Origin of the sequence: Streptomyces flavotricini, assembly GCF_020639365.1 — a bacterium.
Lineage (GTDB): Bacteria > Actinomycetota > Actinomycetes > Streptomycetales > Streptomycetaceae > Streptomyces > Streptomyces flavotricini.
Genome location: NZ_JAINUL010000001.1, coordinates 5,469,169 through 5,493,172 on the forward strand (window position 1 = coordinate 5,469,169; position 24,004 = coordinate 5,493,172).

General features: G+C 71.7%; 17 protein-coding genes. 11 read left to right on the plus strand and 6 right to left on the minus strand.

All coding sequences use genetic code 11. From position 1 onward, the window contains the following. Positions 1–46: 46 nt before the first annotated feature. From mtrB to K7B10_RS24900, 5 genes are all read left to right on the plus strand, one after another. Positions 47–2,005 (plus strand): MtrAB system histidine kinase MtrB, encoded by a 1,959-nt coding sequence (gene mtrB, locus K7B10_RS24880; protein ID WP_229339243.1) that lies wholly within the window; start codon positions 47–49, stop codon positions 2,003–2,005. Then, positions 1,995–3,848 (plus strand): LpqB family beta-propeller domain-containing protein, encoded by a 1,854-nt coding sequence (locus tag K7B10_RS24885; RefSeq protein ID WP_372481457.1) that lies wholly within the window; start codon positions 1,995–1,997, stop codon positions 3,846–3,848. Before mtrB ends, K7B10_RS24885 begins: the two co-directional genes overlap by 11 nt. Positions 3,849–3,944: 96 nt before the next feature. Next, positions 3,945–4,691, plus strand: coding sequence for a ComF family protein (locus K7B10_RS24890; RefSeq protein WP_229339248.1), 747 nt, complete (start codon positions 3,945–3,947; stop codon positions 4,689–4,691). A gap of 262 nt (positions 4,692–4,953) precedes the next feature. After that, positions 4,954–5,649 (plus strand): ribosome hibernation-promoting factor, HPF/YfiA family, encoded by a 696-nt coding sequence (gene hpf, locus K7B10_RS24895; RefSeq protein WP_372481562.1) that lies wholly within the window; start codon positions 4,954–4,956, stop codon positions 5,647–5,649. A gap of 199 nt (positions 5,650–5,848) precedes the next feature. Then, positions 5,849–6,550: a response regulator gene (locus K7B10_RS24900; RefSeq protein WP_030161389.1), complete on the plus strand. Its 702-nt coding sequence runs from the start codon at positions 5,849–5,851 to the stop codon at positions 6,548–6,550. 2 nt (positions 6,551–6,552) lie between these two features. On the opposite strand, the gene K7B10_RS24905 is transcribed toward K7B10_RS24900, so the two are convergent. Further along, positions 6,553–7,722: a winged helix-turn-helix domain-containing protein gene (locus K7B10_RS24905; protein ID WP_229339252.1), complete on the minus strand. Its 1,170-nt coding sequence runs from the start codon at positions 7,720–7,722 to the stop codon at positions 6,553–6,555. 9 nt (positions 7,723–7,731) lie between these two features. Further along, entirely contained in the window at positions 7,732–8,313 is a 582-nt protein-coding gene (locus tag K7B10_RS24910) for a GNAT family N-acetyltransferase (RefSeq protein ID WP_229339254.1), read from the minus strand. Positions 8,314–8,555: 242 nt separating this feature from the next. Here K7B10_RS24910 and secA point away from each other — a divergent pair, with 242 nt between their 5' ends. Next, positions 8,556–11,345, plus strand: a complete 2,790-nt coding sequence (gene secA, locus K7B10_RS24915; protein ID WP_229339256.1) for a preprotein translocase subunit SecA — start codon at positions 8,556–8,558, stop codon at positions 11,343–11,345. A gap of 199 nt (positions 11,346–11,544) precedes the next feature. Continuing rightward, complete coding sequence (locus K7B10_RS24920) at positions 11,545–11,700, plus strand: hypothetical protein (RefSeq protein WP_158734354.1); 156 nt, start codon at positions 11,545–11,547, stop codon at positions 11,698–11,700. Between the two features lie 7 nt (positions 11,701–11,707). On the opposite strand, the gene K7B10_RS24925 is transcribed toward K7B10_RS24920, so the two are convergent. Continuing rightward, entirely contained in the window at positions 11,708–12,097 is a 390-nt protein-coding gene (locus K7B10_RS24925; RefSeq protein ID WP_030866681.1) for an Rv3235 family protein, read from the minus strand. 360 nt (positions 12,098–12,457) lie between these two features. Between K7B10_RS24925 and K7B10_RS24930 the strand changes: the two genes are divergently transcribed. The 3 genes from K7B10_RS24930 (at position 12,458) to K7B10_RS24940 (ending at position 18,971) form a co-directional block, all read left to right on the plus strand. Continuing rightward, positions 12,458–12,958, plus strand: a complete 501-nt coding sequence (locus tag K7B10_RS24930) for a DUF6912 family protein (protein WP_229339258.1) — start codon at positions 12,458–12,460, stop codon at positions 12,956–12,958. Further along, entirely contained in the window at positions 12,955–13,650 is a 696-nt protein-coding gene (locus tag K7B10_RS24935; protein WP_229339260.1) for an HAD family hydrolase, read from the plus strand. Before K7B10_RS24930 ends, K7B10_RS24935 begins: the two co-directional genes overlap by 4 nt. 353 nt (positions 13,651–14,003) lie before the next feature. Next, entirely contained in the window at positions 14,004–18,971 is a 4,968-nt protein-coding gene (locus K7B10_RS24940; RefSeq protein WP_229339262.1) for an NAD-glutamate dehydrogenase, read from the plus strand. A gap of 83 nt (positions 18,972–19,054) precedes the next feature. Here the strand turns inward: K7B10_RS24940 and K7B10_RS24945 are convergent, their stop codons facing one another. After that, entirely contained in the window at positions 19,055–19,798 is a 744-nt protein-coding gene (locus K7B10_RS24945; RefSeq protein ID WP_229345376.1) for an ABC transporter ATP-binding protein, read from the minus strand. A gap of 100 nt (positions 19,799–19,898) precedes the next feature. After that, positions 19,899–20,858: an ABC transporter permease gene (locus K7B10_RS24950; protein ID WP_229339264.1), complete on the minus strand. Its 960-nt coding sequence runs from the start codon at positions 20,856–20,858 to the stop codon at positions 19,899–19,901. Positions 20,859–20,975: 117 nt separating this feature from the next. Between K7B10_RS24950 and K7B10_RS24955 the strand changes: the two genes are divergently transcribed. Further along, positions 20,976–21,626 (plus strand): TetR/AcrR family transcriptional regulator, encoded by a 651-nt coding sequence (locus tag K7B10_RS24955; RefSeq protein WP_229339266.1) that lies wholly within the window; start codon positions 20,976–20,978, stop codon positions 21,624–21,626. 16 nt (positions 21,627–21,642) lie between these two features. Here the strand turns inward: K7B10_RS24955 and K7B10_RS24960 are convergent, their stop codons facing one another. After that, on the minus strand, positions 21,643–23,892 hold the full coding sequence (locus K7B10_RS24960; RefSeq protein WP_229339268.1) for a bifunctional glycosyltransferase/CDP-glycerol:glycerophosphate glycerophosphotransferase: 2,250 nt from the start codon (positions 23,890–23,892) through the stop codon (positions 21,643–21,645). Between the last annotated feature and the right edge of the window lie 112 nt (positions 23,893–24,004).

The following is a 24,004-nucleotide window of genomic DNA, read 5'->3' on the forward strand; positions in this document are numbered from 1 at the left end:
CGGCTCCCGCCGAGGAGTCCTGAGGGGAGGCCGGCAGCTCCGTCAGATGGCCGACGGAGCGCCGGGCGGTCCGGTGCTGCGGTTGTTCGTACGCCTCGTACGACGACCGCTGCTTCCGGCTGTCCGGCTGTGGCGGCGCAACATCCAGCTGCGCGTGGTCGCCGCGACGCTCCTGATGTCGCTGGCCGTGGTCCTCGCGCTGGGTTTCGTGGTGATCGCCCAGGTCAGCAAGGGGCTCCTCGACGCCAAGGAGGAGGCCGCGCAGAGCCAGGCGGCGGGCGGTTTCGCCGTCGCGCAGGAGAAGGCCAACACGCCCTCGGCCGTGGACGGGCCCGACGCCACCGACAACAAGGTCGGGCGGGACGCCAGTACCTGGATGAACTCGCTGGTCAAGCAGCTCGCCAGTGGCGGCCAGACCGCCTTCGAGGTGGTCGCGCTGGGCGCCGGCCCCGACGCGGGCGGGCAGCCGAGCGGGCCGTTCGTCTCGGGAGTCAAGGGCGCCCGCGCCTCCGGGAACGTGGATCCGACGGCGAGCGTCCCCGCGGCGCTGCGCCGGGACGTCAACCATGCGACCGGCACCTTCAAGACCTTCTCGCAGATCCGCTACACCGCCGGGTCCGGGGACAAGGCGCCCGAGCCCGCGCTGGTCGTGGGCAAGCGGCTCACCGACATCAACGGGGACCCGTACGACCTGTACTACCTCTTCCCGCTCACGCAGGAGGAGGAGTCCCTCAACCTCATCAAGGTCACCATCGCCACCGCGGGCGTGTTCGTGGTGGTGCTGCTCGGCGCGATCGCCTGGCTCGTCGTACGGCAGGTCGTGACGCCCGTGCGGATGGCCGCCGGGATCGCCGAGCGGCTCTCGGCCGGGCGGCTCCAGGAGCGGATGAAGGTCACCGGCGAGGACGACATCGCCCGTCTGGGCGAGGCCTTCAACAAGATGGCGCAGAACCTCCAGCTCAAGATCCAGCAGCTGGAGGACCTGTCGCGGATGCAGCGCCGGTTCGTCTCCGACGTCTCGCACGAGCTGCGCACGCCGCTGACGACCGTACGGATGGCAGCCGATGTCATCCATGACGCCCGGGTCGACTTCGACCCGATCACCGCCCGCTCCGCCGAGCTCCTCGCGGGCCAGCTCGACCGCTTCGAGTCGCTGCTCGCGGACCTGCTGGAGATCAGCCGGTTCGACGCGGGCGCCGCGGCGCTGGAGGCGGAGCCGATCGACCTGCGGGACGTCGTGCGCCGGGTCATCGACGGCGCCGAGCCGCTCGCCGAGCACAAGGGCACCCGGATCCGGGTGCTGGGCGACACCCAGCCCGTCATAGCGGAGGCCGACTCCCGGCGCGTGGAGCGGGTGCTGCGCAACCTCGTCGTCAACGCCGTGGAGCACGGCGAGGGCCGCGACGTGGTCGTCCGGCTCGCTTCGGCGGGCGGTGCGGTGGCCGTGGCCGTACGGGACTACGGGGTCGGGCTCAAGCCCGGCGAGGCCACCCGCGTCTTCAACCGCTTCTGGCGGGCGGACCCGGCACGGGCGCGTACGACGGGCGGTACGGGCCTGGGCCTGTCCATCGCCGTCGAGGACGCGCGGCTGCACGGCGGCTGGCTGCAGGCGTGGGGCGAGCCGGGCGGCGGTTCGCAGTTCCGGCTGACGCTGCCGCGGACCGCCGACGAGCCGCTGCGCGGGTCCCCGATCCCGCTGGAGCCGGAGGACTCCCGGTCCAACCGGGCCAGGGCCGCGGCCGAGGCGGCGGGCGCGCAGGCGTCCCCGAAGGCGCAGCAGGGCCCCGTCCGCGGCGACCGGTCGCCGATACCGCCCCGGTCGGCGGTGGCCGGTGCGCTGCCGGTGCCGGCGGACCCGACGGCCCTGCCGGGCAGCGGGGCCCGGGTCGTGGCCCGCCCGGCCGATCCCGACCAGGTGGCGGCGGACCAGGTGGCGGCCGAGCGCGCCGCCGGCGCCGAGCAGTCAGCAGCAGCAGCACGGGAGGATGGCGCAGGTGGACGCTGAGCCCGCACGGGTGCGCAGGGACGGCCGCCGCCGGTGGCGGACGGTGCGGGCGTACGCCTTCGGCGCGGCCGGGCTGCTGCTGGCGGGCTGCGCCTCGATGCCCGACCACGGAGAGATCCGCGAGGTGAAGGCCTCGCAGGGGGTCGACTCGCAGGTGCGGGTCTTCGGGGTGCCGCCGGCCGACAAGGCCGGTCCGGCCGACATCGTCGACGGCTTCCTGGAGGCCATGACCAGCGACGACCCGCAGCTGCAGACCGCCCGCAAGTACCTCACCGAGGAGGCGGCGAAGAACTGGAAGCCCGGTTCCGCCGTCACCGTGCTCTCCGCGGGCATCGACCGGTTCTCCGTGGGCAACGAGAAGGACGCTCCGGGCCCCCGCTGGAAGATGACCGGCAAGAAGCTCGCGACGGTGGACGAGCGCAGCGCCTATCAGCCGGAGCCCGCGGGCCGCCGCTACGAGGAGTACCTCCAGCTGGTCCAGGAGAACAAGCAGTGGCGGATCGCGACGCCGCCGAGCGGTCTCGTGCTCAGCGAGTCCGACTTCCAGCGCATCTACATGCCGGTCAACAAGTACTACTTCGCGGGCGGCGCCCTCGTCGCCGACCCGGTGTACGTGCGCCAGCGCAGCGACCCCGACTCGCGGATGGACCCGACCACGCAGACCGTGCAGTCGCTGCTGGCCGGCCCGTCCAAGTGGCTTGGCCCCGTGGTCACTTCGAGCTTCCCGACCGGCACCGAGCTGCGGGAGGGCACCAAGTCCCTGACCTACGACGGCCAGAACGTGCTGAAGGTGCCGCTCAACGACAAGGTCGACAACGTCGCGCAGCCGCAGTGCGAGAAGATGGCCGCGCAACTCATGTACACCGTGCAGGACCTGACGTCCTCGCGGATGGCGCGGGTCGAGCTGCTGCGCTCGGACCGTTCCTCGCTGTGCTCGGTGACCGAGCCGACCGCGGCGGGGATCGCCCACCGGCCGCAGGGGCCGGAGTACCAGTACTACGTCGACGGCGAGGGCCGGTTCGTCCGGATGAAGCTCGACGTCACCAGTGAGGACCAGCAGTACAGGCCGGAGCCGGTGCCGGGGCCGCTGTCGCCCAGCGCCGGGAACCCCGGGTTCAAGGTGGGCTCCGCGGCCGTCTCGTACGACGAGAAGCGTGCGGCGGTGGTCTCCGAGGACGGGCACGGGCTGTACCTGGTGAACCTGACGACGGCCGGGCCCATGCCGCAGCCGGTGCTGACCGGCAAGGGCGCCAAGCCGAACGGGCTGGGCACCCCGAGCTGGGACGCGGCGGGCGACGTGTGGATCGCGGACCAGGATCAGGCGAATCCGGCGCTGTACCGGGTGCCGGGCGGGACCGGGATCCCGCAGAAGATCGACGTGGCCGGGCTGGACGGCGGGCGGATCACCGCGCTGAAGGCTTCGCCGGACGGGGTGCGGATCGCGCTGCTGGTGCAGTCGGGGAACAGCAAGAACCTGTACATCGGGCGGATCGAGCGGCCCGGGGGCAAGGGCGACGCGGCGCCGGTGTCGGTGCGCGAGCTGCGCCCGGCGGCCCCGCAGATGGCGAGCGTGACGGCGCTGAGCTGGGCGCCGCGCGGGCGGCTGCTGGTGGTGGGCCGGGAGAACGGCGGGGTCGTGCAGGCCCGGTACATGCTGGCCGACGGGTCGATGGTCGCGGCGAGCCTGCCCGGGGCGACGGGGCTGGACGCGGTCGCGGCGACGGAGGACGAGAAGAAGCCGGTGGTCGCGCACTCGGACGAGGACGGGATCGTGTGGCTGCCGCCGGGGGCGCAGTGGCGCACGGTGGCGCCGGGCGGCCGGGCCCCGGTCTACCCGGGCTGACCTGCCCTTCGCCCACCTCTTCCGCGGCTTTCGCGGCGCGCCGTACGTTGTCCACAGGGGTGGCGGGGCGCGCGGGCGGCCCGGCACAGTGGGCGGATGCGGGGGTGGTGGCAGGAGCTCGCCGGACTGGTCCTGCCGGCCGGCTGCGGAGGCTGCGGGGCTGCCCGGGTGCTGCTGTGCCCCGGATGCGCGCGGGCGCTGAGCGGGGCCGCGGCGGGCCGTGTGCGGCCCTCTCCGCGGCCCGCGGGGCTGCCCGTGGTGCATGCGGCCGCCGCGTACGAGGGCGCGGTACGGGAGGTCGTACTGGCGCACAAGGAGCGCGGGGCGCTTCCGCTGGCCGGGCCGCTCGGCGCCGCCCTGGCGGCGGCCGTCTCCGGGGTGGCGGGCGCGGGTGCCGCGTCGGCGGGGGAGGAGCTGGTCCTGGTACCCGTGCCCTCGGCGCGGCGGCAGGTGCGGGCGCGCGGGCACGATCCGGCGCGCAGAACGGCTCTGGCGGCCGCGGCGCGGCTGCGGCGGGCCGGTGTTCCGGCGCGGGTGGCGTCCGTACTGCGCCAGGTCCGGCCGGTGGCCGACCAGGCGGGGCTGGGGGCCCGGGAGCGGCGGGAGAACCTCACGGGGGCCCTGGGGGTGCGCGGCGGGTGCGGGGGGTTGCTCCCGGCCACCGCGCGGATCGTGCTGGTGGACGACCTGATCACCACCGGAGCCACCCTCGCGGAGGCGGCCCGGGCGTTGCGGGCGGCGTCGGTCGGGGTGGTGGCGGGGGCGGCCGTGGTGGCCGCCCCGGCAGGATCCTTCGTAGGAAATCGGTCGACAACCCGTACAGAGCAACGCTCTTGTGAATAGATTTGGAACTGTTGGGGAAGGCGCATCGTTGCAGGTAGTAAGAGAGAACAGCCACCTGAACGGAGGTACGGTCCGGTAGCGGGTGCCGACAACCGGCATGGAGGGATATGTTCGGTTGTAAGGAACTGGCGAGTCCTGGTCGCACGCACCGGATCGAGAGGTGAATGTCGCCAAGTCCGTGGCTCCGGTGTTCACCGGGGCCTGGTGCGAAAGGGAGACGCTTCGCCCCATGAGGCGGAGCTATCCGGGAACGGAGTTCTGCGTGGACATCGTCGTCAAGGGCCGCAAGACCGAGGTGCCCGAGCGGTTCCGCAAGCACGTGGCCGAGAAGCTGAATCCCGAGCGGATCCAGAAGCTCGACGCCAAGGTGATCAGCTTGGACGTCGAGGTGTCCAAGGAGCACAACCCGCGCCAGGCCGACCGTTCCGACCGCGTGGAGATCACCCTGCGTTCGCGGGGCCCCGTGGTCCGCGCCGAAGCCGCCGCCACCGACGCGTACGCGGCGCTCGACCTGGCACAGGAGAAGCTGGAGGCGCAGCTGCGCAAGCAGCACGACAAGCGCTACACCCGCCGCGGCAACGGCCGGCTCTCGGCGGCCGAGGTCGCCGACACGGTTCCCGGCGTGGCCCGGCTCAACGGCAGCGGCCAGCCGGTCACGGAGGAGCCGGGGGACGCGGTCCCGACCACTCGGATCGGATCGCTGGAAGTACAGGGCGAAGGCCCGCTCATCGTCCGCGAGAAGACGCACTCCGCGGCACCCATGCCGCTCGACCAGGCACTGTACGAAATGGAACTGGTCGGCCATGACTTCTATCTGTTCGTCGACTCCGACACCAAGATGCCGAGCGTCGTCTACCGGCGCCACGGCTATGACTACGGCGTGATCCACCTCAATTCCGACGAGGCCTCCAGCTCGGCCGAGCCCGGTGCGGGCGCGGGCGGGGCGCTCGGCGGCTGATGCCGCGTCCTGATTTTCCGTGAAGTGCCCCCGGGGATGCCGCGGCGTCTCCGGGGGCCTCTGTGTGACTCGTATGCGCCAGGTGGCCGCCGCGGCCTCCCCGGCGGGTGGCGCGGGCATGGAATCATGGCGGGCAGTCAACCGGCCGGAGTTCCGGTCCGGTTGACCCGGCAGCTCGGTACATGCAGGGGGAGGAACGATGGCGGACAGCTTCGGGCCGGTGCGAGGTGACGACGGCGGCGAGCCGATCCGGGTGCTCGTCGTCGACGACCACGCACTCTTCCGGCGCGGGCTGGAGATCGTCCTCGCGCAGGAGGAGGACATCCAGGTCGTCGGTGAGGCGGGGGACGGCGCGGAGGCGGTGGACAAGGCGGCGGACCTGCTGCCGGACATCGTGCTCATGGACGTGCGGATGCCCCGGCGCGGCGGGATCGAGGCGTGCACCTCGATCAAGGAGGTGGCCCCCTCCGCGAAGATCATCATGCTGACGATCAGCGACGAGGAGGCGGACCTCTACGACGCGATCAAGGCGGGCGCCACCGGGTACCTCCTGAAGGAGATCTCGACCGACGAGGTGGCGACGGCGATCCGCGCGGTGGCCGACGGGCAGTCGCAGATCAGCCCGTCGATGGCGTCGAAGCTCCTGACCGAGTTCAAGTCGATGATCCAGCGGACGGACGAGCGGCGGCTGGTGCCGGCGCCGCGCCTGACGGACCGCGAGCTGGAGGTCCTCAAGCTGGTGGCGACCGGGATGAACAACCGCGACATCGCCAAGGAGTTGTTCATCTCCGAGAACACCGTGAAGAACCACGTCCGCAACATCCTGGAGAAGCTCCAGCTCCACTCCAGGATGGAGGCCGTGGTCTACGCGATGCGGGAGAAGATCCTCGAGATCCGCTGAGGTCAGAGGGCCGCCAGTGCCGCCGTGACCGCGGCGGCCTCCTCGGGGGAGCTCGCGCGCTCGACGCGGACGGCGTCGCAGCCGACCCACTCCGCCGCCTCGCGCAGCGCCTGCGCCATCGGGAGGGCTGCCCCGGGGGTGGTCAGGGAGAGCTGCCGGGCCACCAGCGTGGTGCCCTCGCGGGCCGGGTCGACCCGGCCCTGCAGCCGCCCGCCCGCCAGCAGCGGCATCGCGAAGTACCCGTGTATCCGCTTGGGCTTGGGGACGTACGCCTCCAGCCGGTGCGCGAAGCCGAAGATCCGCTCCGTGCGCGGCCGGTCCCAGACCAGGGAGTCGAACGGGGAGAGCAGGGTGGTGCGGTGGCGGCCGCGGGGGGCCGTCGCCAGTGCGGCCGGGTCGGCCCAGGCCGGCTTCGTCCAGCCCTCGACCTCGACGGGGACCAGCCCCGAATCGGCGATCACCGCGTCGACCTGCTCGCCCTTGAGGCGGTGGTAGTCCGCGATGTCGGCGCGGGTGCCCACGCCCAGGCTCTGCCCGGCCAGCGTCACCAGGCGGCGCAGGCACTCGCGGTCGTCCAGGTCGTCGTGGAGCAGCGCGTCCGGCACCGCCCGCTCGGGCAGGTCGTAGACGCGCTTCCAGCCGCGGCGCTCGGCGCAGACCACCTCGCCGGTGTCCAGCAGCCACTCCACCGCGATCTTGGTTTCGGACCACTCGAACCACTCGCCGCCGTTCTTGGCGCCGCCCAGCTCGGTGGAGGTCAGCGGGCCGTCCGCCTTGAGGCGGTCCAGGACCGCCCGCGTCGAGCGCTCCTTGTCCTGCAGGACGTGCCACCGGTGCCCGCGGGCACGGCGGGAGCGGCGCCGGAACGCGAAGTGCGGCCACTCCTCGATCGGCAGGATGCAGGCCGCGTGCGACCAGTACTCGAAGGCGTGGCCGCCCGACCAGTACGCCGACTCCACTGCCGGCCGGCCCACCGCGCCCAGGCGCGCGTACGGGATCAGCTCGTGCGAGCGGGCCAGGACGGAGATGGTGTCCAGCTGGACGGCGCCCAGGTGGCGCAGGACGCCCCGCACCCCACCCCTGCGGTCGGGCGCCCCGAGGAAGCCCTGCGCGCGCAGGGCGATCCGGCGCGCTTCGTCGGCGGACAGGGACACGGAGGGTGCGAGCGTCATGCCCGCAGCCTAGGGGCGGCCACTGACAGCGGGCAGGTACGGCAGCGAGGGGGCCAGGCCCAGGTCCGCGGGCAGCAGGGCGCCGATCCAGGAGTCCCGCGCGGTGCCGCCGCGGAGCACCGCGGCCCGCAGTACGCCCTCGAAGCGGAAGCCGGTCTTCTCCGCGACGGCCCGGGAGCCCGTGTTGCCGACCTCGGCGCGCCATTCCAGGCGTACGGCGCCCACCTCGGTGAAGGCCCAGCGGGAGACGGCGGCGACGGCCTCGGCCATGTAGCCGCGGCCCCGGTGCTCCTTCGCCGCCCAGTAGCCGATCTCGTACGAGCCCTGCCCGCGCACGTGCACGCCGACGGCCGCGACCAGCGGACCGTCCGCCCCGAGGCGGACCGCGAAGCTGTACGCGGTGTCCTCGCGCCAGCCGGCGGGGACGGTCTCCAGGACGAAGCCGCGCGCGTGCTCGCGCGAGTAGGGGGAGGGGACCATCGTCCAGCGCTGGATCTCCGGATCCTGCACCGCGGTGTACACCTCCTCCTCGTCCGCGGGGACGAAGGGGCGCAGATGCAGCCGGGCCGTGTTCAGTGTCGTGGGCTCCATGTACGGATTCTGCGGGGCCGGGGCGGGTCGGGCGAGCAGTTTTCGGGCAAGACGTGTCGGGGACACCGGCACCTTCCGGGTACCTCGTACGTTCTCCTTCTGGGCGCCCGTGTCCTGCGGGATGCGGCGGGCCTCCCGGCGCGGCCGCGTCCTCGCTTACGATGGCCGTTGCGGTGGGGCCCACCCTCCGTGCCCGTGTACGAACCAGTGCCCAGGCCCGACCGGCAAGGAGACAAACCTCGGTGTCCGTCTTCAACAAGCTCATGCGTGCAGGCGAAGGCAAGATCCTGCGCAAACTGCACCGCATCGCGGACCAGGTCAACTCCATCGAAGAGGACTTCGTCAACCTCTCCGACGCCGAGTTGCGGGCGCTCACGGACGAGTACAAGCAGCGCTACCAGGACGGCGAGAGCCTGGACGACCTGCTGCCCGAGGCGTTCGCGACCGTCCGCGAGGCCGCCAAGCGCGTCCTCGGCCAGCGGCACTACGACGTCCAGATCATGGGCGGTGCCGCGCTGCACCTCGGCTACGTCGCCGAGATGAAGACCGGTGAGGGCAAGACCCTCGTCGGCACGCTCCCCGCCTACCTGAACGCGCTGTCCGGCAAGGGCGTCCACCTGATCACGGTGAACGACTACCTGGCCGAGCGCGACTCGGAGATGATGGGCCGGGTGCACAAGTTCCTCGGTCTCGAGGTCGGCTGCATCCTGGCGAACATGTCCCCGGCCCAGCGCCGGGAGCAGTACAACAGTGACATCACGTACGGCACGAACAACGAGTTCGGCTTCGACTACCTGCGCGACAACATGGCGTGGTCGCAGGACGAGCTCGTCCAGCGCGGCCACAACTTCGCCGTGGTCGACGAGGTCGACTCGATCCTCGTCGACGAGGCCCGTACCCCGCTGATCATCTCCGGCCCGGCCGACCAGGCCACGAAGTGGTACGCCGACTTCGCGAAGCTGGTCACCCGCCTGAAGAAGGGCGAGCCCGGCGAGCCCCTGAAGGGCATCGAGGAGACCGGCGACTACGAGGTCGACGAGAAGAAGCGCACCGTCGCCATCCACGAGGCCGGTGTCGCCAAGGTCGAGGACTGGCTCGGCATCGAGAACCTCTACGAGTCGGTGAACACCCCGCTCGTCGGTTACCTGAACAACGCCATCAAGGCGAAGGAACTGTTCAAGAAGGACAAGGACTACGTCGTCATCGACGGCGAAGTCATGATCGTCGACGAGCACACCGGCCGTATCCTCGCCGGCCGCCGCTACAACGAGGGCATGCACCAGGCGATCGAGGCGAAGGAAGGGGTGGACATCAAGGACGAGAACCAGACCCTCGCCACGATCACCCTGCAGAACTTCTTCCGCCTGTACTCCAAGCTGTCGGGCATGACCGGTACGGCCATGACCGAGGCCGCGGAGTTCCACCAGATCTACAAGCTCGGCGTCGTCCCGATCCCGACCAACCGCGACATGGTCCGCAAGGACCAGCCGGACCTGATCTACCGGACCGAGGTCGCGAAGTTCGCCGCCGTCGTCGACGACATCGCGGAGAAGCACGAGAAGGGCCAGCCGATCCTCGTCGGCACCACCTCGGTCGAGAAGTCCGAGTACCTCTCGCAGCAGCTCTCCAAGCGGGGCATCCCGCACGAGGTGCTCAACGCGAAGCAGCACGAGCGCGAGGCCTCGATCGTCGCCCAGGCCGGCCGCCGCGGCGCCGTCACGGTCGCCACGAACATGGCCGGCCGCGGTACCGACATCAAGCTCGGCGGCAACCCGGACGACCTCGCCGAGGCCGAGCTGCGCCAGCAGGGCCTGGACCCGGAAGAGCACATCGAGCAGTGGGCGCACGCGCTGCCCTCCGCGCTGGAGCGCGCCGAGGCGGCCGTGAAGGCCGAGTTCGAAGAGGTCAAGTCCCTCGGCGGGCTGTACGTGCTGGGCACCGAGCGGCACGAGTCGCGCCGTATCGACAACCAGCTGCGCGGCCGCTCCGGCCGTCAGGGCGACCCCGGCGAGTCCCGGTTCTACCTGTCGCTGGGCGACGACCTGATGCGCCTGTTCAAGGCGCAGATGGTGGAGCGCGTCATGTCGATGGCGAACGTGCCGGACGACGTGCCGATCGAGAACAAGATGGTGACGCGCGCGATCGCGTCGGCCCAGTCGCAGGTCGAGACCCAGAACTTCGAGACGCGCAAGAACGTCCTGAAGTACGACGAGGTCCTCAACAGCCAGCGCGAGGTCATCTACGGCGAGCGCCGCCGCGTCCTGGAGGGCGAGGACCTGCACGAGCAGGTGCGCTTCTTCATGGACGACACGATCGACGCGTACATCGCGGCCGAGACGGTCGAGGGCTTCGCCGAGGAGTGGGACCTGGACCGGCTGTGGGGCGCCTTCAAGCAGCTCTACCCGATCAAGGTCACGGTCGCCGAGCTGGAGGACGCGGCGGGCGACCGCGCGGGCATCACCGCCGAGTTCATCGCGGAGTCCGTCAAGGACGACATCCACGAGCAGTACGAGGCGCGCGAGAAGGCGCTCGGCTCGGACATCATGCGCGAGCTGGAGCGGCGCGTGGTCCTGTCGGTGCTGGACCGCAAGTGGCGCGAGCACCTGTACGAGATGGACTACCTGCAGGAGGGCATCGGCCTGCGGGCGATGGCCCAGAAGGACCCGCTGGTCGAGTACCAGCGCGAGGGCTTCGACATGTTCAACGCCATGATGGAGGGCATCAAGGAGGAGTCCGTCGGCTACCTGTTCAACCTGGAGGTCCAGGTCGAGCAGCAGGTCGAGGAGGTTCCGGTGCAGGACGCGGCGCCTTCGATGACCAAGGAGCCGGCGGGCGTGCGGCCGGAGATCCGGGCCAAGGGCCTGGACGCCCCGCAGCGCCCGGACCGGCTGCACTTCTCGGCCCCGACGGTGGACGGGGAGGGCGGGGTCGTCGAGGGCGACTTCGACGCAGACGAGGCGGGTGACGGCATGACGCGTGCCGAGCGCCGCAAGGCGCAGAAGGCCGCCGGCGGCCGTCGCCGCAAGAAGTGACCTCCGCCCGTACGGGCACCCCCGCCGGGGCCGGACACCACACGGTGTCCGGCCCCGGCGCCGTTGTACGGGGCCGGGCGGGCCGAGTGCGGACCGTCCCCCGGGCGCCGTCGCTGTGCACATCGTCAAAGTCCACCCCCTGCTTTTGTACAGATCCGGCCTTTGCCAAGCGGGCTGCAGCCGGTGCTTAACTGGGGCCATGGACAAGCGAGTTGAGAGCAGGCGGCAGCAGCCGCAGTTCGAGCTGCGGTGGGGCGGGCTGCACGTGATCATCCACCGTGTGCCCGTCTGGCTCGTCACGCTGGTGACCACGGCCGCCGGCTCCGGGGCCGCCGCCTGGTGGACCGGCCGGTAGGGCCCGCTCACGCGAGGGGATCCATTTCGATGGCCGCGCAGCGCCAGCGCAGGTCCGGGCCCTGTTCCAGGCGGAAGGCCATCGCCGAGACGCGATCGCCCGTCGTGATGCGCGCGAAGGCCTCGATGACGCCCGGGCCGGGATGGAAGCGGCCGCACCGGCGCAGGACCGGGCGCAGGCGGTCGCGCAGCGGGCCCGCGGGGGCCAGCGTGACCAGCTGGTCGTAGGCCGGGCCGACCGTGTGGCCCAGCAGCGAGTGGACGGGGCGCTGGCCGCTGACCACCGCGAGCAGCCGCTCCGCGAACCAGTCGTGCGGGCCGCGCGGGGTGCGGGCGGGGTGGGGGCGGCGCTGGTCGTGGCGGCCGGGGGGCCGGGTGGCGTTCCTGGTCCTGGTCATGGCGGTCGTCCCCGAGAAGTCCGGGCCCGGAGCGGTACCGGGCGGTAACTTGGTAGGGGACTTCTACGGTCCGTGACCACCCTTCGCAACGACGCCCGCGGGGCCCGGACGGGCCGGGCCGGTTCACCTATCCGGGTGGGTGCCGTGCGGCCCCGGGCCGGTCCCGGCGCCGGTGGGGGCGTGCGGTGGACGGTGCCGGGCCGCGGGCCGGCACCCCGAAGGGGGACGCCGCCCGTCACCCACCGGAGTCCGGTACGCCCTTCCGGAGCCGGGAAGGGGCCGGCACCGCGGGGAGGTCGCCGCGGCGGGTGGGGTCGGTCGTATCCTGAGGGCGTTTCCGACTACCGAAAGCAGCCGGCCATGCGCGTGTACGTCCCCCTGACCCTCCCCGGGCTCGCCGAGGCGCACGAGGCGGGTGAGCTGGGCCCCGCCCCGCTGCGGGCGTACGCCGTCACTCCCGGGCTGCGTGAGTGGTACGTGTCGGACGACCTGGAGGAGCTGGAGTACGCCGCCCTCGGGCGGGCCGCGGCCGCCTCCCTGCGGATGCTCGCCGCCGACGCGGCCGCCCCGCGCAAGCGCGTGGTCGTCGCCGTCGACGTGGACGACAAGGCCGCCGCCGCGACCCCCGGGGTCGACGAGGCCACGCTCGGCCTGGTGACCCTCGCCGCGGCCGTACGGCTGGCCGTGGCGGCCGCGGTGCACGTGGACGCCGACGATGCCCTGGAGGACGTGACGGCCGCCGCCGCCGCTCTGGAGGCCGCCGAAGCCGGGGACGACGACGCGCAGTTCACCGTGGACGGCGCCGAGGACCACGAGCTGCTGTGGTTCGGCGTCCAGGAGATCCCGGGGCTGCTGAAGTGAGCACTTCCCTCGTCCCCGGCGCCCCCGCCGCCGCCCCCCTCCACATAGTGTGGGACTGGAACGGCACCCTCCTGCACGACATCGACGCCGTCATCGCCGCCACGAACGCCTCCTTCGCCGAGTTCGGCTTCGCGCCGATCACGCTGGAGCGCTACCGCGAGCTGTACGTCGTACCGGTGCCGAAGTTCTACGAGCGGCTGATGGGCCGGCTGCCCACCGACGCCGAGTGGGAGGTCATGGACGAGACCTTCCACCGCTACTACTGGGCCGCGGCCGACGCCGCCGGGCTCACCGCCGGGGCCCGCGAGCTGCTGCGCGACTGGCAGGCGGACGGGCTCACGCAGTCCCTGCTCTCGCTCGCGCCCCACGAGAAGCTCGTACCCCTCGTGCAGGCACACGACATCGAGAGGCACTTCCTGCGCGTCGACGGGCGGATCGGGCCCTCGCACACGAGCAAGGCCGGACATCTCGTACGCCACATGGAGGCCCTGCGGCAGACCGGTGTGACCAGCAGCCGTACGGTTCTCATCGGAGACGCCGTGGACGATGCACTGGCCGCACAGCACGTCGGTGCGAGAGCGGTCCTCTACACGGGCGGTTCGCACAGCCGACGCAGTCTGGAATCGGCAGGGGTCGAAGTCGTCGACACCCTGGCAGAGGCCGTATCCGCTGCTCGCCGCATGGCCGAATAAATACGCTCAGAATATGCCCCCGTCACTGCGCACATCGTCAAAGTTCGAGACCTGCTTTTGTACAGATCCGGCCCGTGACGGACAGGGGGTCCGGCGAGATAGCCTGGTACCCGTGATCAGCGCGATAGTCATCGGAGGCGCCGCAGCCTCCGGCCTGCGCCCGGCGCACGACCGTGCCCGGGCCTTCGCTGATCCCTGCTGCCGGGAGCCCCAGCCGATCATGGCCAGTTCCCTCCCGGTCGGCTCTCATCACGGCACAGCGCCGATCCCCAGCGGTCACCCCGCGTCGCGGCGCCACGCCATTCCTTCCTTCACCTACGTCACGCAATGGCGCGCGACAGGAGCCAGAGGACATGCAGACCAAGCTGGACGAAGCAAAGGCCGAGCTGCTCGCGCGGGCGGCCCGGGTAGCTGAGCACAGCCCGGCCGGGGGGCTACTTCCGACTGGGTCCGAGCAGGGGGAGCGTCCCGACCGGGACACCACTCTCGCCTACCTCCAGCGCTACTACCTGCACACCGCCCCAGAGGACCTCCTGGACCGGGACCCGGTCGACGTGTTCGGGGCCGCTCTCTCCCACTACCGGCTCGCCGAGACCCGGCCGCAGGGCACCGCGAACGTGCGCGTGCACACCCCGACGGTCGAGGAGAACGGGTGGACCTCCAGCCACTCGGTCGTCGAGGTCGTCACCGACGACATGCCCTTCCTCGTGGACTCCGTGACGAACGAGCTGTCCCGGCAGAACCGCGGCATCCACGTCGTGATCCACCCGCAGGTCGTCGTCCGCCGTGACGTCACCGGCAAGCTGATCGAGATCCTCGGTCCCGACTGCGACGCGCACGGCCCCAAGACCGCGCGCCCCCACGACTCCCTCGTCGAGTCCTGGATCCACGTCGAGACCGACCGCGAGACCGACCGCGCCGACCTCAAGCAGATCACCGACGACCTGCGCCGCGTCCTGTCCGACGTCCGCGAGTCCGTCGAGGACTGGGAGAAGATGCGCGACGCCGCGCTGCGCATCGCCGACGACCTCCCCGACGAGCCGACCGCCCCGGACCTGCGCGAGTACGAGCTCGAAGAGGCCCGCGAGCTGCTGCGCTGGCTCGCCGACGACCACTTCACCTTCCTCGGCTACCGCGAGTACAACCTCACCGACGGCGACGCCCTGGCCGCCGTGCCCGGCACCGGCCTCGGCATCCTGCGCTCCGACCCGCACCACAGCGGCCAGGAGGACGACCACCCCGTCTCGCCGTCCTTCAACCGGCTGCCGGCCGACGCCCGCGCCAAGGCCCGCGAGCACCGCCTGCTGGTGCTGACCAAGGCCAACAGCCGCGCCACCGTGCACCGCCCCTCCTACCTCGACTACGTCGGCGTCAAGAAGTTCGACGCCGAGGGCAACGTCGTCGGCGAGCGCCGCTTCCTCGGCCTGTTCTCCTCCGCCGCGTACACCGAGTCGGTGCGCCGAGTCCCGGTCATCCGCCGCAAGGTCGCCGAGGTCCTCGACGGCGCCGGCTTCTCGCCGCACAGCCACGACGGCCGCGACCTGCTCCAGATCCTGGAGACCTACCCGCGCGACGAGCTGTTCCAGACCCCGGTCGACAAGCTCCGCGAGATCGCCACCTCCGTCCTGTACCTGCAGGAGCGCCGCCGGCTGCGGCTGTACCTGCGCCAGGACGAGTACGGGCGCTACTACTCGGCGCTCGTCTACCTGCCGCGCGACCGCTACACCACCGGCGTGCGGCTGCGCCTGATCGCGATCCTCCAGGAGGAGCTCGACGGCAGCAGCGTCGACTTCACCGCGTGGAACACCGAGTCGATCCTGGCCCGCATCCACTTCGTCATCCGCGTCCCGCAGGGCAAGGAGCTGCCCGTCCTGACGGACGGCGACGTCGAGCGCATCGAGGCCCGCCTCGTCGAGGCCGCCCGCTCCTGGGCCGACGGCTTCGCCGACGCCCTGGTCGCCGAGGTGGGCGAGGAGCGCGCCGCCGAGCTGCTGCGCAAGTACGGCACCTCCTTCCCCGAGGGCTACAAGGCCGACCACAAGCCGCGCGCGGCCGTGGCCGACCTCTGCCACCTGGAGCGGCTCTCTGCCAGCGACCGCGAGTTCGCGCTGTCGCTGTACGAGCCGGTCGGCGCGGGCCCCGGCGAGCGCCGCTTCAAGATCTACCGCACCGGTGAGCAGGTCTCGCTGTCCGCGGTCCTGCCCGTGCTCCAGCGCCTGGGCGTCGAGGTCACCGACGAGCGCCCGTACGAGCTGCGCTGCAGCGACCGCAGCAACGCGTGGATCTACGACTTCGGCCTGCGGATGCCGCTGCCCGCCGGCAACGGCGACGCGTACCTCGGGGACGACGCCCGCGAGCGCTTCCAGGACGCCTTCGCCGCGGTCTGGCAGGGCGACGCCGAGAACGACAACTTCAACACCCTGGTGCTGTCCGCCGGGCTCACCTGGCGCCAGGCCGTGGTGCTGCGCGCGTACGCGAAGTACCTGCGCCAGGCCGGCGTGAACTTCAGCCAGGACTACATGGAGGACACCCTCCGCAACAACGTCCACACGACCCGGCTGCTGGTCTCGCTGTTCGAGGCCCGGATGTCGCCCGGCCGCCAGTCCGCCGGCACCGAGCTCATCGACGCCATGCTGGAGGAGCTGGCCGGGGCCCTGGACCAGGTCGCCTCGCTGGACGAGGACCGGATCCTGCGGTCGTTCCTCACGCTGATCAACGCCACCCTGCGGACCAACTTCTTCCAGCTCAACGACGCGGGCGAGCAGCACTCCTACGTGTCGATGAAGTTCGACCCGCAGGCCATCCCGGAGCTCCCGGCACCGCGCCCGGCGTACGAGATCTGGGTGTACTCCCCGCGCGTCGAGGGCGTCCACCTGCGCTTCGGCAAGGTCGCCCGGGGCGGCCTGCGCTGGTCCGACCGCCGCGAGGACTTCCGTACGGAGATCCTCGGCCTGGTCAAGGCGCAGATGGTCAAGAACACCGTCATCGTGCCGGTCGGCGCCAAGGGCGGATTCGTCGCCAAGAACCTGCCGGACCCGTCGGTGGACCGCGACGCCTGGCTCGCCGAGGGCATCGCCTCGTACAAGATCTTCATCTCGGCGCTGCTCGACATCACCGACAACATGGTCGGCGGCGAGGTCGTGCCGCCGAACGGCGTGGTCCGCCACGACGAGGACGACACCTACCTCGTCGTCGCCGCCGACAAGGGCACCGCGACCTTCTCCGACATCGCCAACGGCGTCGCCGAGTCGTACGGCTTCTGGCTGGGCGACGCGTTCGCCTCGGGCGGCTCCGCCGGCTACGACCACAAGGGCATGGGCATCACCGCCCGCGGTGCGTGGGAGTCCGTCAAGCGGCACTTCCGCGAGCTGGGGCACGACACGCAGACCGAGGACTTCACGGTCGTCGGCGTCGGTGACATGTCCGGCGACGTGTTCGGCAACGGCATGCTGCTCTCCGAGCACATCCGCCTGGTCGCCGCCTTCGACCACCGGCACATCTTCATCGACCCGACCCCGGACGCGGCGACCTCGTACGCCGAGCGCCGGCGCCTGTTCGACCTGCCGCGCTCCTCGTGGGCCGACTACAACGCCGAACTGCTCTCCGCGGGCGGCGGCGTGCACCCGCGCACGGCGAAGGCCATCCCGGTCAACGCGCAGATGCGCGCGGCCCTCGGCATCGAGGCGGGCGTCACCAAGATGACCCCCGCCGAGCTGATGCAGACCATCCTCCAGGCCCCCGTGGACCTGGTGTGGAACGGCGGCATCGGCACGTACGTCAAGGCGTCGACCGAGACGCACGCCGACGTCGGCGACAAGGCCAACGACGCCATCCGCGTCAACGGCGGGGACGTCCGGGCCAAGGTCATCGGCGAGGGCGGCAACCTGGGCCTGACCCAGCTCGGCCGCATCGAGTTCGCGCGGATCGGCGCCGGCGGCGAGGGCGGCAAGGTCAACACCGACGCCATCGACAACAGCGCGGGCGTGGACACCTCCGACCACGAGGTGAACATCAAGATCCTGCTGAACGCGGTCGTCGCGGACGGGGACATGACCGTCAAGCAGCGCAACAAGCTGCTCGCGGAGATGACCGACGAGGTCGGCCACCTGGTGCTGCGCAACAACTACGCGCAGAACGTGGCCCTCGCCAACGGCATCGCCCAGGCCCCCAGCCTGCTCCACGCCCAGCAGCGCTTCATGCGCCGCCTGGAGGCGGCCGGACGGCTGGACCGGAACATCGAGTTCCTGCCCACCGACCGGCAGATCCGCGAGCTTCTGGGCGCCGGCAAGGGCCTGACCCAGCCGGAGCTGGCCGTCCTGTTCGCCTACACCAAGATCACGGTGGCGGACGAGCTCATCGCCACAGAGCTGCCGGACGACCCGTACCTGCGCCGGCTGCTGCACGCGTACTTCCCGGCCGCCCTGCGCGCGAAGTTCCCGGAGCAGATCGACGCGCACGCGCTGCACCGCGAGATCATCACGACGCTGCTGGTCAACGACACGGTCAACACCGGTGGTTCGACCTTCCTGCACCGTCTGCGCGAGGAGTCCGGAGCCTCGACGGAGGAGATCGTCCGGGCGCAGCTCGCGGCCCGCGAGATCTTCGGCCTGGCCGAGGTGTGGGACGCGGTCGAGTCGCTGGACAACAAGGTCGCGGCCGACGTCCAGACCCGGGTGCGGCTGCACTCGCGGCGCCTGGTCGAGCGCGCCACCCGCTGGCTGCTGAACAACCGGCCGCAGCCGCTCCAGATCACCGAGACGATCGAGCTGTTCTCCGACCGGGTGAGCGAGGTCTGGGCCGAGCTGCCGAAGCTGGTGCGCGGCGCGGACCTGGAGTGGTACCAGTCGATCATGGACGAGCTGATCGGCGAGGGCGTTCCGGAGGAGCTGGCGGCCAAGGTCGCCGGATTCTCCTCGGCCTTCCCGACGCTCGACATCGTCGCGATCTCGGACCGCACCGGCGTGAACCCGCTGGAGGTCGCCGAGGTGTACTACGACCTCGCCGACCGCCTGGACATCACCCAGCTGATGGACCGGATCATCGAGCTGCCGCGGGCCGACCGCTGGCAGTCGATGGCCCGCGCCTCCATCCGCGAGGACCTGTTCGCGGCGCACGCGGCGCTGACCGCCGACGTGCTGGCGGTGGGCGACGGCGATTCGACTCCCGAGGACCGCTTCAAGGCGTGGGAGGACAAGAACGCGGCGATCATCAGCCGGGCCCGGACGACCCTGGACGAGATCCGGGGCTCGGACGACTTCGACCTGGCGAACCTGTCGGTCGCGATGCGGACGATGCGTTCGCTGCTGAGGGCGCACGTCTAGTCCTCGCGGGACGGTGACACGAGGGCGGCCCGGGCTTCTTTTGCCCGGGCCGCCCTTTGTCCGTCCCCCGTACGTCACGCCCGTCAGCGGCCCGAGGTGAACCTCTCGTACGCGTCGCAGACCTCGGCGGACGGGCCGTCCATGCGCAGTACACCGGACTCCAGCCAGATCGCCCGGTCGCAGGTCTCGCGGACCGTGCCGATGCTGTGGCTGACGAGGAAGACGGTGCCGGCCTGCTCGCGCAGCTCCTCGATGCGGGCCTGGCTGCGGCGCTGGAAGTCGGCGTCGCCGGTGGCCAGGGCCTCGTCGATCATGAGTACGTCGTGGTCCTTGGCGGCGGCGATGGAGAAGCGCAGCCGGGCCCCCATGCCGGAGGAGTACGTGCGCATGGGCAGGGAGATGAAGTCGCCCTTCTGGTTGATGCCGGAGAAGTCGACGATGTCCTGGTAGCGCTCGCGGATCTGCTCCTTGGACATGCCCATCGCGAGGCCGCCGAGGACCACGTTGCGCTCGCCGGTGAGGTCGTTCATCAGGGCCGCGTTCACGCCGAGGAGCGAGGGCTGGCCGTGCGAGTAGATCCGGCCGCGGGCCACGGGCTGGAGGCCGGCGATCGCGGCGAGCAGGGTGGACTTGCCGGAGCCGTTGGAGCCGATCAGACCGATGGCCTCGCCCTTGTACGCGACGAAGGTGACGCCCTTGACGGCGTGCACCTCGCGCATGCCGGGGGCGGGCTTGCGGGAGAAGATCCGGCTGAGGGCGGCGGTGGCGCCGCCCTTGCGGCCGCCCGCGCCGTTCACCTTGTAGACGACGTGGACCTCGTCGGCGATGACGGTGGGGACGCGGGTGTCGCGGGGGTCGTAGACCGCCGTGGCCGGTGCGGCCGGTGCGGTCGCGGATGCGGGGGTGCCTGCGGATGCGGTCTTGGTGTCAGCCACGGCCGTACTCCTCCTCAGCCTTCCAGAAGTAGATGAATCCGCCGACGCCCGCGAGCAGGGCCCAGCCGACGGCGATCGCCCACACGTGGTGCGGGAGCGCGTGCGCGTTGAAGCTGTCGATCAGCGCGTAGCGCATGAGGTCGATGTAGACGGCCGCCGGGTTGGTCTTGAGCACGACGGTGACCCAGTACGCGAGGTGGTCCTTCTTGAGCATCGAGTCGATGGACCACATGACCCCGGACGAGTACATCCAGGTGCGCAGGATGAACGGCATCAGCTGGCTGATGTCCGGGCTCTTGCTGCCGATGCGGGCCATGACCATGGCGACGCCGGCGCAGAAGACGGCCATCAGGGCCAGGGCGGGCGCGGCCAGCAGCCACTTGAGGGTCGGGGTCTGCCCGCAGGCGAGCAGCAGGAGGACGAGCGCGCCCATGGTGACCAGCAGCTGCTGGAACAGCTGGACGACCGTGGACAGGGGCAGGCTGGCGCGCGGGAAGTGCAGGGCGCGGACCAGGCCGAGATTGCCGTGGATGGAGCGGGTGGAGGCGTTGATGGAGCTGCCGATGAAGTCCCACACGAAGACGCCGGTGATCAGGAACGGGACGTAGTCCGCCACGCCGTGGCTGGCGTTCATGATCATGCCGAAGATGAAGTAGTAGACGGCCGCGTTGAGCAGTGGGGTCACCAGGTGCCAGACCTGGCCCAGCCTGGCCGTGCTGTACGCGGCGTGCATCCGTGCGGTGGCGTACGCGGTCACGAAGTGGCGGCGGCCCCAGAGCTGGCGCACGTAGCTCGGGAGCGAGGGGCGGGCGCCGCTGACGGTCAGGCCGTGCGCCGCCGCCAGGTCGGCGAGCGTGGCCGGTGCGGGCGTCTTCGTCGCCGGCGTGGCGGGATGGGTGGTCACTGTCACGGGGGTCGCTTTCGACGGGGTCAGGGCGTCGGCTGGCTGCATGGCTGGCGATGGGACGGTTCCGTATCGTCGCTACGGCGAGATTAGGGGCCGGTACGACGGAACGCAACCGTATCGTCGTGACGAGTGGGTAGCCACGTGCGCGGCTATGCTCGGTGCATGACCTCCACGGACCCTGCCGCCCCCGCCCCCGCCGCCACCGCGGCTCCCGCCACCGCCCGCCGGGCCCCCGCCGGGGCCGCCGTCCTGCGCGAGGACGTGACGGAGGCGATCCGGGCCGCGGTGCTGGAGGAACTGGCCGCGGTCGGGTTCTCGCGGATGTCGATCGAGGGGATCGCGCGGCGGGCGGGGGTCGGCAAGACGGCCGTGTACCGGCGCTGGAAGTCGAAGCTGCACCTGGTGCTCGACCTGGTGGGGGCCTTCGCCGTGGACGGCCTGCCCGTGCCGGCGACGGGCTCGCTGTACGGGGACGTACGGGCCCTGCTGGAGGTGATGTCGCACGTGCTGCGGCACCCGGTGGCGTCGGCGGTGATCCCGGACCTGCTGGTGGAGGCGGCACGCAATCCGGAGATCGCGGATGCCGTGCGCGGCGCGCTGCTGGAGGGGGAGCGGCGGATGGCGGAGGGGATCGTCTCGGAAGCCGTTTCCCGTGGCGAACTGGCCGAGGGCACGGATCCGGGGCGGGCGCTGGACCTCGCGATCGGGCCCCTTTACTGGCGACAGGTGGTGGTGCGGGACGCCGTGCCGGCGGGTTACCTGGACGACCTGGCCAGGTCCGTGGTCGCGGGGCTGACCGCCGCGTCCGGCTGACCGGGTCGCGGCGCCGCTACGGCCAGAGGCCGGCGGTCAGGGCGGGTTCCTGGACCGGGGACGGGGCCGCCGGGGTCGGGCGGCGGTCCTCCAGCGGGGTGATCGGGGGGATCGCCGTCGCTTGGTTCAGGAAGACCCGGCGGACCACGCGCTCCGCCGCGTGCCCGTCGTCGTACGAGCAGAAGCACGAGCGGAACGCCGCGCGCAGCTGCGCCGAGCGCGAGCCCCGCCAGTGGCCGGTCGCGAAGATGTCGACCAGCTCGTCCTCGGTGCGGGCGATCGCCCCCGGCGGGCAGGCCCGCAGGTCGAAGTACGTGCCGCGGGCGGCCTCGTACGCCTCCCAGTCGTCCGCGTGGATCACGATCGGCCGGTCCAGCGTCGCGTAATCGAACATCAGGGACGAGTAGTCGGTCACCAACGCGTCCGACGCCAGGCAGAGTTCCTCCACCGACGGGTGAGCGGAGACGTCGACCAGGCGCGGGTGGTCGAGCGGCTCGGCGGGCGCGTCCGCGTACGTCAGGTGCGTACGCACCAGGATCGTGAAACGCGGGCCCAGATCGCGCAGCACCCGCTCGAAGTCCAGGTGCCGGGGCCGGCTGCGCCGGTAGTCGCGGTGGGTCGGCGCGTACAGGATCGCCGTCGAGCCGGCCGGGACGCCGAGGCGCTCGCGCAGCGCCGTCACCTCGTCCGGGGTGGTCCGGTGGAAGGCGTCGTTGCGCGGGTAGCCGTACTCCAGCGTCGTGTACGAGGACGGGATCGCCTTCTCCCACACAAGGGTGGAGTGGCGGTTCGAGGACAGCAGGTAGTCCCACTGGTCGGCGCCGCGCAGCAGGCCCGCGAAGTCCGTGGTCGGGGTGGCTGCGGGCCGGTCCTGCAGGTCCAGGCCGACCCGCTTGAGCGGGGTGCCGTGCTGGGTCTGGAGCAGGACCTGGCCCGGCCGCTTGACCAGGGCGCGCTCGAAGTTGACGTTGGTGGTGAGGTACGTGGCCCTGGCCAGCGCCGTCCAGTACGCCGGCGAGCCCGGGCGGAGCACGGCCGTCTGCGCCGGGAGCGTCGCCGCGTGCCGCGGGTCGCAGATCCACGCCGTCCGCATCCGGGGCGCGAGCTCGCGCAGCTTGGCCTCGATGGCCGCCGGGTTGCAGGCGTAGCCGCCGTGCCAGTAGGCGGAGAAGACCGCCAGCTCCGGGCGCAGCGGCAGCAGTCGCTGGCCGCGGTAGTACAGCCGCAGCGCGCTCTCGCGCAGGCCCCGCCACAGCGACACCCCCGCGCGCCCGGCCGCCAGGGCGGCCGCGCGGAGCACCGACAGCGTGCGGTACGTACGGCGCACGCCGAGCCGCATCAGCAGGTGCCGGATCCGGTCGGTGCGCGGCAGGGACAGCGGGGGCGAGCCGGCGGCCCGGTAGCGGCGCAGCAGCGCGGACGCCCGCTGGAAGAACTCGGCCCGGCAGGCGCGCGGCAGGCGGCGCCGGTCGGCGTACAGGGCGCAGAAGTGCTCGGCCATCCGCCGGTGCACGGTGGGGCGCCAGCGCTCCAGCCCGGGGCGGGTGGCGAGGTAGCCGAAGACCCGGTCGTACTGGTCGAAGACGTCCAGGTGGCGGCGGCTGGTGGTGGTCAGGATCGAGCCGGTGCGCCGCTGGCGGTAGTGCACGCAGACCCGGTCCAGGACGGCGACGGACTCGGCGGCCAGCAGCGCGGGGTAGGTCCAGGGGGTGTCCTCGTAGAAGCCGGGCGGGAACTCCAGGCCCTCGCGCTCCACGTACTCGCGGCGGTACGCCTTGTTCCACACGACCATCAGCATGCCGAGCAGGGCCGGGCGGTCGGCGAGCCGGAAGCTGGCCGGTCCCTCCTCGGACAGCCGGTGCGCGAGGCGGTTGCGCACGAGCTCCCCGGTCCAGAAGGCGCGCGCGTAGTCGTAGACGAGGACGTCCGGGGAGCCGGTGTCCTTGAGCCGGTCGGTGATGGCCCGGAGGGCGCCGGGGGCGAGCGTGTCGTCGCCGTCCAGGAAGAGCAGGTAATCGCCGCTCGCCCGGGCCAGACCCGCGTTGCGGGCCGGGCCCAGGCCGAGGTTGTGCGCCAGGTGCACGGCGGTCACCCGGGGGTCGCGGGCCGCGTACTCGTCGATGATCGAACCGCAGGCGTCCGGGGAGGCGTCATCGACCGCGATCAGTTCCAGATCCGGGAACGACTGGGACAGGACCGAGTCCAGGGTCTCCTGGAGGTACGCCTGAACCTTGTACGCGGGCACGATGACGCTGAACCGGGGCACGGCACATCCAGGGGTCGGCGCGGGCATATCACCCAGCAACCCCCGGTGTGGCGATCGGGTTACGCAGCGTGTGGCATTCGGGTTACTCAGTGTCAATGCCGCACGTCAACGG

Excerpts from the sequence above, each read along its gene's own strand:
- mtrB (WP_229339243.1), top strand. The coding sequence starts at position 47 with ATGGCCGACGGAGCGCCGGGCGGTCCGGTGCTGCGGTTGTTCGTACGC.
- K7B10_RS24890 (WP_229339248.1), top strand. The coding sequence starts at position 3,945 with ATGCGGGGGTGGTGGCAGGAGCTCGCCGGACTGGTCCTGCCGGCCGGC.
- K7B10_RS24900 (WP_030161389.1), top strand. The coding sequence starts at position 5,849 with ATGGCGGACAGCTTCGGGCCGGTGCGAGGTGACGACGGCGGCGAGCCG.
- K7B10_RS24905 (WP_229339252.1), bottom strand. The coding sequence starts at position 7,722 with ATGACGCTCGCACCCTCCGTGTCCCTGTCCGCCGACGAAGCGCGCCGG.
- K7B10_RS24910 (WP_229339254.1), bottom strand. The coding sequence starts at position 8,313 with ATGGAGCCCACGACACTGAACACGGCCCGGCTGCATCTGCGCCCCTTC.
- K7B10_RS24920 (WP_158734354.1), top strand. The coding sequence starts at position 11,545 with ATGGACAAGCGAGTTGAGAGCAGGCGGCAGCAGCCGCAGTTCGAGCTG.
- K7B10_RS24925 (WP_030866681.1), bottom strand. The coding sequence starts at position 12,097 with ATGACCAGGACCAGGAACGCCACCCGGCCCCCCGGCCGCCACGACCAG.
- K7B10_RS24930 (WP_229339258.1), top strand. The coding sequence starts at position 12,458 with ATGCGCGTGTACGTCCCCCTGACCCTCCCCGGGCTCGCCGAGGCGCAC.
- K7B10_RS24940 (WP_229339262.1), top strand. The coding sequence starts at position 14,004 with ATGCAGACCAAGCTGGACGAAGCAAAGGCCGAGCTGCTCGCGCGGGCG.
- K7B10_RS24950 (WP_229339264.1), bottom strand. The coding sequence starts at position 20,858 with ATGCAGCCAGCCGACGCCCTGACCCCGTCGAAAGCGACCCCCGTGACA.
- K7B10_RS24955 (WP_229339266.1), top strand. The coding sequence starts at position 20,976 with ATGACCTCCACGGACCCTGCCGCCCCCGCCCCCGCCGCCACCGCGGCT.